We start from the raw sequence: 2431 nt of genomic DNA on the forward strand, positions 1-2431 counted from the left end.
CGCACCGCCACGCAGCAAGCGCCGTGCTTGTAGCAGCGTCAGCTCCGACCATACCGCCAGATGCGCCGCCTCCGCCGCCGCCCGTGACTCGCGCCAGAGTCCTAAAATTGCATCCCGCAAAGGCTCGGGATCGGCGCTCACCAGGCTGGAGTGCTCAGGCCAGGGCAGCTCGGCGTCGGGGGTGAAAATCACCCAAGCAAACTCCCAGAGCGTCTCCGGATAGCGTGGACGGAATGCATGCGGGACACCTGGCGGGGAGAGGTAGGCCATACCCGAGGGCACGGGGAGCCACTCACCCTTCACCCACGCCAGTCCCTCGCCGCTGTAGCTCACTAGAAGCTGTCCTTGATGCCAGCGGGTACGTACCATCTGGTAGGGGACAAATGCCTCGGATAGCCCGGCCACACGTAGCCCACGCGAGACCATTGCGGGACCGGCAGGACGGTGGGTAATCCGCTCTCGCGTACGCTCCCCGATAATCCCCGTATCGGTCAGCTCGGCGGCGGTTTGGCGAAGGTTATCCTGCGTTTCACTCATGGCGATAGGGTACACTTTCGTTGTACCATACGCTGATTCACAAAGGCTAAGGAACCCATGCGGAAACAATTCTTGGGAGTAATCGGTGCGCTCGGGCTGGCTGCAATGGCAGCAGGGCAGCAGCAAGCACCGCAAAAACTGACGGCAGAACAGACGACCTTCTTCGAGTCTAAAGTGCGGCCTCTCGTGCTGGCAAAGTGCGAGGGCTGTCATGGCGAGGCGGTTGCATCGGGTGGCTTGCGGCTCGATAAGCCACTGGCTGCCAATAAGCTCGCCGTTGTGATGCAGCGCATTAAGGGCGAGGGGGGCAAGCCGCAGATGCCCTTTAATACCAATGCTTTAACTCCCACGGAAGTTGCGGTGATGGCGGACTGGACCAAGCAAGGTGGCTACTGGCCCGCCGCTCAGACTGGTGGTGTTGGTGGAACACTCTTTGAGATGGGCAAGACGCACTGGGCTTTTCAGCCCGTTAGCCTACCCCCCATCCCCCGCCCCATGGGGGCGAACTGGGTCCGCAATCCTATTGATGCATTTGTACTAGCACGACTAGAAAAGAAAAATCTTAAGCCCAGCCCTACGGCAACCCGTCGCGAGCTGATCCGGCGTGTGAGCTATGACCTCACAGGGCTGCCGCCCACCCCCGAGGAAGTAGCTGCCTTTGAGGCCGACAAAGCGCCGGGTGCCTACGAAAAGCTCGTGGATACGCTTCTGGCCTCGCCGCACTACGGGGAAAAGTCAGGGCGGCAGTGGCTGGACCTGATGCGCTACGCCGAGACGAACTCCTACGAGCGCGATAACCCCAAGCCCAATGTCTGGCGCTATAGAGATTATGTGATCCGTAGCTTCAACGCCGACAAGCCCTACGATCGGTTTGTCAAAGAACAGCTCGCGGGCGATGAGCTTCCTGATGGTGGCAACGACGGTTTACTTGCCACGGGCTTCTATCGTCTGGGGATCTGGGACGATGAGCCGACCGATAGAGAGCAGGCGCGCTACGACGGTTTAGATGACATTGTCACCACGGTAGGGCAGACCTTTATGGGGCTGACGTTTGACTGCGCCCGCTGCCATAACCATAAAATAGACCCGATTCTGCAAAAAGACTACTATAAATTAGTCAGCTTCTTTAATGGGGTCAACCACTTCCGCAATGGCGGTCCCACCGATGAGAAGCCGATTTTTGAGAACGAAGCGCAGCGCTCCGATTATCTGAAACGCCTTGATGAGAAAAAGCAAAAGCTCGACACGCTTCAGATCAAGCTCAAGGAACTCGAAAACGCGACGCCGAGCGCGGATCCCAGTACTGCCAGCGATCTGGAGGATCTGACCTACAAGTACTACCGCGATACGTTTGAGAAGCTCCCGAACTTTGACACACTCAAGGCGGAGCGCAGTGGCCCCGTGCCCAGCAAGCGCTTTGATATCACGCTTCGTGATCGAGACAACGCCATCGGGTTTGTCTTTGAGGGAGTGATTGTCGTCCCGAAAGACGGGCGCTACACGTTTTTCCTAGACTCTGACGATGGCTCCCGCTTAGTGGTGAATGGCAGGGAGGTCATCAAGCACGATGGAATTCACGGCCAGGGCCAAGAGCAGAGCCAGACCGTAGGGCTTGACGCGGGCCGCGTTCCGATCCGCTTAGAGTACTTCCAGAATAGCTTTGGGATCGGGCTTGCCGTCTCCTGGTCAGGGCCAAGTCAGGGCCTCAGAGCGCCCCGCCGCCTGCTCTCAAGCAATGCCAGCAACGGCCCCGAGGGACAGGCAAGGGTCGCATCCGCAAGCCCGGAGTCTGCCCGCCTCAAAAAGCAGCTAGAGGATCTTAAAAACCAGCCCGTTTCGGTAGACCGTGCGCTGTGTATCACGGAGCTGAACCAGCCCATCGAGACCTTTGTCT

2 protein-coding genes are annotated in these 2431 nt (G+C 58.7%); one reads left to right on the top strand and one right to left on the bottom strand.

Annotation, left to right across the window (positions count from 1 at the left end; genetic code table 11):
- Positions 1-537 (bottom strand): AraC family ligand binding domain-containing protein (locus tag ACH2EH_RS00870; RefSeq protein WP_395137875.1); only part of this gene is annotated, 537 nt, incomplete at its 3' end.
- A 57-nt stretch (positions 538-594) separates the two neighbouring features.
- On the opposite strand from ACH2EH_RS00870, the gene ACH2EH_RS00875 reads away from it, so the two are divergent.
- On the top strand, positions 595-2431 hold a 1837-nt coding region (locus tag ACH2EH_RS00875; protein WP_395137877.1), incomplete at its 3' end, for a DUF1549 domain-containing protein.

It is taken from the genome of Armatimonas sp. (assembly GCF_043760365.1).
Lineage (GTDB): Bacteria > Armatimonadota > Armatimonadia > Armatimonadales > Armatimonadaceae > Armatimonas.